The sequence below is a fragment of the Bacteroidota bacterium genome, from assembly GCA_039111535.1.
Classification (GTDB): Bacteria; Bacteroidota; Rhodothermia; order Rhodothermales; family JAHQVL01; genus JBCCIM01.
Window position 1 is genome coordinate 1 of record JBCCIM010000299.1, and the last position, 5,090, is coordinate 5,090.

The 5,090-nt window shown below is 51.0% G+C and carries 6 protein-coding genes; 4 read left to right on the forward strand and 2 right to left on the reverse strand.

Going from position 1 to position 5,090, the window contains the following annotated elements:
* Nucleotides 1–718: T9SS type A sorting domain-containing protein (locus AAF564_25835; GenBank protein ID MEM8488993.1), on the forward strand; the 718-nt coding region annotated here is incomplete at its 5' end.
* A gap of 119 nt (nucleotides 719–837) precedes the next feature.
* Nucleotides 838–1,425: a hypothetical protein gene (locus AAF564_25840; protein MEM8488994.1), complete on the forward strand. Its 588-nt coding sequence runs from the start codon at nucleotides 838–840 to the stop codon at nucleotides 1,423–1,425.
* Nucleotides 1,426–1,478: 53 nt separating this feature from the next.
* Here the strand turns inward: AAF564_25840 and AAF564_25845 are convergent, their stop codons facing one another.
* Together AAF564_25845 and AAF564_25850 are read right to left on the reverse strand one after the other, a co-directional pair.
* Complete coding sequence (locus AAF564_25845; protein MEM8488995.1) at nucleotides 1,479–1,952, reverse strand: hypothetical protein; 474 nt, start codon at nucleotides 1,950–1,952, stop codon at nucleotides 1,479–1,481.
* Nucleotides 1,953–2,103: 151 nt separating this feature from the next.
* On the reverse strand, nucleotides 2,104–2,622 hold the full coding sequence (locus AAF564_25850; GenBank protein ID MEM8488996.1) for a DUF2085 domain-containing protein: 519 nt from the start codon (nucleotides 2,620–2,622) through the stop codon (nucleotides 2,104–2,106).
* A 356-nt stretch (nucleotides 2,623–2,978) separates the two neighbouring features.
* Between AAF564_25850 and AAF564_25855 the strand changes: the two genes are divergently transcribed.
* Both AAF564_25855 and groL read left to right on the forward strand, forming a co-directional pair.
* A complete protein-coding gene (locus AAF564_25855) occupies nucleotides 2,979–3,266 on the forward strand; it encodes a co-chaperone GroES (protein MEM8488997.1) in 288 nt (95 codons plus the stop codon).
* A 59-nt stretch (nucleotides 3,267–3,325) separates the two neighbouring features.
* Entirely contained in the window at nucleotides 3,326–4,981 is a 1,656-nt protein-coding gene (groL, locus tag AAF564_25860) for a chaperonin GroEL (GenBank protein ID MEM8488998.1), read from the forward strand.
* The last annotated feature ends 109 nt before the right edge of the window (nucleotides 4,982–5,090 follow it).

The window sequence follows — 5,090 nt, forward strand, 5'->3', positions numbered from 1 at the left end:
CGAGCAGATATTCACAGAGGAAGCGCCAGCTGGCACGTATACAGTCCGTGTTTCTCACAAAGCAACATTGCACAACAACGCACCGCAATCATTTTCGCTGTTGCTTACGGGTATTGAGCGCGCCAAGACATCCGTAGAAATTGATAGTGCATACGCTGAACCGGCCATAGGCAGCACCATGGTGACATGGGAAACACTGGTAGAAAACAGGCCCGGACACTTTATCATCGAGCGTTCACACGCAGAATCAACCTCGGCTATTTCAGGAGCTCTTTCCCGGCAATTTGCTAAGGTAGTCGAACTACCTGGTCGCGGCAATACGGCGGCAGGCACAACCTACGCCTATTCAGATGCGGTGTACTTAACCGGACAATACGTGTATCGTATTCTTTTTGTCGGTGCAGATACAGGAACACGTACTTTACTGCGTGAGCTGGAGGTAGCGGTGCCGGCGCCAATGTCGTTTGCCATTCAGACAATTTTCCCAAATCCTGCAATCGACGAAACGCAGGTTGTGGTGGATTTACCTGAAGAATTGGCCCTAACCTATGCAGCCTTTGATCTACTGGGCAGGATGGTGGTCACACCTACAAAAGCCGCGCTGGGCGCTGGCCGGCACTTCATCCCATTTGACACAGCCACTTGGGCGCCGGGGATCTACTTCATCAGGATAAGTGCCGGTCAACAGCATCTGGTGCGCAAATTGGTTGTCATGTAAGGCATCGCCAAAACGTTTGTTCTGCGCCCAATGTTTTGTAGATTGGAGAAACACCACAAACGGCTTGCTCGTACCGGTGAAAGGATTATCGAAAAACTGTAGAACAACGCGGCGCTGCAATGGAATTTCTTATTTGGCTGGGCTTTTTGCTTGTTTACTCGATCATCAATGCGAGAAACAAGAAGAAAGGCCCACAGAAAGGTGCACCCGGCAGCACACCTGGCACCCAACAGAAAGCGCCTACGCTTGAAGATGCACTCCGAGAAATACAGGAAGCATTCCAGCAAGCTAGCCAGCCAAATGCGCCAGCGCCGGCGCCGGCGCCTGAACCACAAGCGCCAACGCAACCGAAACCAGCCAGAACAAAGCTGCCGCCTCGCGAGCCCGAGTTTCACTCCCTGGAACGACGCATTCCCGACCGTTCACTGGAATCCAAAACGCAATACAGTGAAAAAATCCTGACCCGTGGCACCCTTGAGGCGACCAAGACCTACGAAGATTCGTTTCCAACCAGCGATTTCTACGACGACAAGTACTCCCATCCCCATATGGAACCGTCTTCCGAACCATTGCTGGTGACAAAAAAGAAAAGCCGGGGCGCTGCAGACTTGCTTCGAAAACGCCTTGCTGACAAGAATTACCTTTCAGAAGCCTTTATCATCCAGCAAGTTCTCGGCGAACCACTTTCCAAAAAACGGTACAAATAGAAATAGGCAGCCCATTATGGACTGCCTATCCTACACGCTAGAATTTCTATTTTTTAGGAAGGAAACTCTCCGCCTTTCTTGAATACTGAAGCACCGATTGCACCGCCAATCGCACCCAGGATGGCGCCAATAATAGCACCAACGCCCATAAAGGCAAGATACGCTACAGGTGAGAAGATAAAGTCAGCGATGTCTTCCAGTTGTTCGTCATCCAGGGCACCCGACTCAGCGAAGCCTTCCATGACTTGCTCCATACCCGGCGCAACATCTAGTGCAATAAGTACATAGGAAACCAGGCCACCAACCAGTGCAGTTACAATGCCTGCAAGCGCGCCCATGCCAGCACCAGATCCACCTGCAATTGTCAATTCGTGGGTAGAAGTATAGTGCCATACGGCAACAACGCCGGCGATGGTGTAACCTAAACAACTGATACAGCCCCCGACAACAGGAATCAGGCCGATGAGGGGTGACAGCACGCCAACTATTGCGCCACCAAGTATAATAGACTGGGTTTTACTAGGCATTTCCAATGTATATGCTATTTAAAAAAACACGGTGGGTGGCTATTTCCTGCCAGGTAATCAAACCATAAAGGCTTATACAGGGCAAACCAGCCAGTTTAAAATAATACCAGGGTGATCAAAAGCCAATGTCTACGTCAGGATTACCAAATAGTTAGGATATTTGCTCAGAGGCACTGCCTGGCTCCATCATCTGATCCGCTTGAGTCGCCGCATCAGGCTGAGCAGATTTTCCTGCCAGGGCGTGGGCCAGATAAAAGCCTGCAATCACACCAAACAACAAACCGGTAGCCATGCGCGAAACCGGGGTATTGTGCCAAAATCCCAACAAAGGTGCCCCCCAATCCACAGCCAGCAAGGCGAGGCTTCCAAAAAGCGCAAGCCGCAGGCCTGCCGTTTTCACAGGCAAGCTCTGCAGGGCAAGGTAAGCGAGGGTTGCAAGCGGCAAGCCAAGGTAAATGCCGTAACATCGATGACAAACGCCAAGAGCAATCGCATTGATATGCGGGGAGCGTTCCGGAATCTGATGGCAGATCTTGGAAAAAGAAAGCATCAACAACGTGCGCCATTCAGCCGGCAGGAATGGTGGCAACGTAGCAAGCACAACAACAAGCGCAGAAACAAGAAACGCTATCCACCACCTGATGATGAACGATCGGGTCAATTTGTGCACAACCTCCTGTTTTGATGCGTTTCGGGTCAATTAAGGGAACAAGGGTAACGCCCCAAAGTTCACTGGACGCCCTGCTAAAAAGGGCTTACGACGTACCTGAGGCAAGATACGACGAAATGGCATTTTAAGGCATGTCTTTTTGTCGTAGATCCGCAGATCTGGCAGCAGATCCTGAAAACCTGGCGCAAATTAAAGCCCAACGCGGAATTGGTACGCTATGTGCAACACGCATACGCCTTAGCACTCGCGACATGAGAGTGCTAACAAATTGAGAAAGATGAAGGCTGTATTTGCAGCCTATCCCCTCCGGGGGTATGTAACTACCAAGAGGCAACAGTTAAAAAGAGGAAACCACAATGGGAAAAATCACTCCGCTGGGCGACCGTGTCGTTGTTCGTCCTGAAGCTGCCGAAGAGAAAACGGCAAGCGGTCTTTACATCCCTGACGCGGCAAAAGAAAAGCCACAGCGTGGCAAAGTCGTATCAGTAGGCCCGGGCCGTGTCGAGAATGGCACCAAAATCGACATGACCGTAAAACCAAATGATGTAGTGCTGTACGGCAAATACGCCGGCACCGAGATCAACGTAGGCGAAGAAGACCTGCTGATCATGCGCGAGACGGACATCCTGGGTATCGTTGGATAATCTGTACAAAACTGTACAGATTATTTTTTTGATCTGAATTTTTCCACAAAAGAATAGATATGTCAAAGCAAATCGTTTTTGATACAGACGCACGCGCTGCATTGAAGCGCGGTGTCGACACGCTTGCAGATGCAGTGAAGGTTACGCTTGGTCCTAAAGGCCGTAACGTGATCATTGAAAAGAAATTTGGCTCCCCTACTGTCACCAAAGACGGTGTAACGGTTGCTAAAGAAATCGAACTGGAAAATAAAATCCAGAATGTAGGCGCACAGATGGTTAAAGAGGTTGCCTCTAAAACCTCTGACGTAGCTGGCGACGGTACAACCACTGCTACCGTACTGGCCCAGTCTATCATGACAGCCGGACTGAAAAACGTTACCGCTGGTGCCAACCCAATGGACCTGAAGCGCGGTATCGACAAAGCCGTTGCGGCAATGATTGAGAATCTCCGCAGCCAGAGCCGCGATATCGAAGACAAAAGCGAAATCGCTCAGGTTGCTACCATCTCGGCCAACAACGACTCGGACATCGGCAACTTGATCGCTGATGCATTTGAGAAAGTAGGCAAAGACGGCGTTATCACGGTAGAAGAAGCACGTGGCACCGAAACCAACCTCGACGTTGTTGAAGGTATGCAGTTCGACCGTGGCTACCTCTCTCCTTACTTCGTAACCGACGCGGACAACATGGAAGTTGTCCTCGAAGATGCGTTCCTGCTGATCCACGACAAGAAAATCAGCGCAATGAAAGATCTCCTCCCAGTGCTGGAGAAAATTGCGCAGATGGGCAAGCCCCTCCTCGTTATCGCTGAAGATATCGAAGGCGAAGCGCTTGCTACCCTCGTTGTGAACAAACTCCGCGGTACCCTTCGCGTAGCTGCAGTTAAAGCACCAGGCTTCGGCGACCGCCGTAAAGCAATGCTGGAAGACATCGCAATCCTGACCGGTGGCGCTGTAATTTCAGAAGAAAAAGGATACAAGCTCGAAAACGCCACGGTTGAGTATCTCGGCCAGGCCAAACGCGTAGTTATCGACAAAGACAACTCTGTCATCGTTGATGGCGCCGGCGAAGGCGACCAGATCAAAGCACGCACCAACCAGATCAAACAGCAGATCGAAGCTACGACAAGTGACTACGATCGCGAGAAGCTCCAGGAGCGCCTTGCCAAGCTTTCTGGTGGTGTTGCTGTACTGAAAATTGGTGCAGCCACCGAGCCTGAAATGAAAGAGAAAAAAGCACGCGTTGAAGATGCACTCCACGCTACACGCGCTGCTATCGAAGAAGGCATCATCGCTGGTGGCGGTGTAGCTTACCTTCGCGCCCTGCCTGTGCTTGACAAGGTCAAGACAGAAAATGAAGATCAGAACATCGGTGTTCAGATCATCCGTCGCGCTGTTGAAGAGCCGCTGCGTCAGATCTCTGCAAACGCCGGCCAGGAAGGCTCTATCATCGTACAGCGTGTAAAAGAAGGCAAAGACGACTTCGGCTACAACGCCCGTACGGAAGAGTTTGGCAACCTGATCGCTCAGGGTGTTATCGACCCAACCAAAGTTACGCGTACCGCACTCCAGAATGCTGCTTCAGTATCTGGCCTCCTGCTGACAACGGAAACCGTTGTTGCAGACAAGCCTGAGAAAGAAGCTGCTGGCGGTGGCCATGATCATCACGATCATGGTGGCGGCGGCATGCCAGGAATGGGCGGCATGGGCTTCTAAATCAGTCCGTACCGAATACAAAAAAGGCGGGTCCGTTTGCGGACTCGCCTTTTTGCGTTTCAATAGATACGTAATTTTAAGCGCCTATCTTGCTACCATTAAAGAAAGC

Excerpts from the sequence above, each read along its gene's own strand:
- AAF564_25845 (MEM8488995.1), bottom strand. The coding sequence starts at position 1,952 with ATGCCTAGTAAAACCCAGTCTATTATACTTGGTGGCGCAATAGTTGGC.
- AAF564_25840 (MEM8488994.1), top strand. The coding sequence starts at position 838 with ATGGAATTTCTTATTTGGCTGGGCTTTTTGCTTGTTTACTCGATCATC.
- groL (MEM8488998.1), top strand. The coding sequence starts at position 3,326 with ATGTCAAAGCAAATCGTTTTTGATACAGACGCACGCGCTGCATTGAAG.
- AAF564_25855 (MEM8488997.1), top strand. The coding sequence starts at position 2,979 with ATGGGAAAAATCACTCCGCTGGGCGACCGTGTCGTTGTTCGTCCTGAA.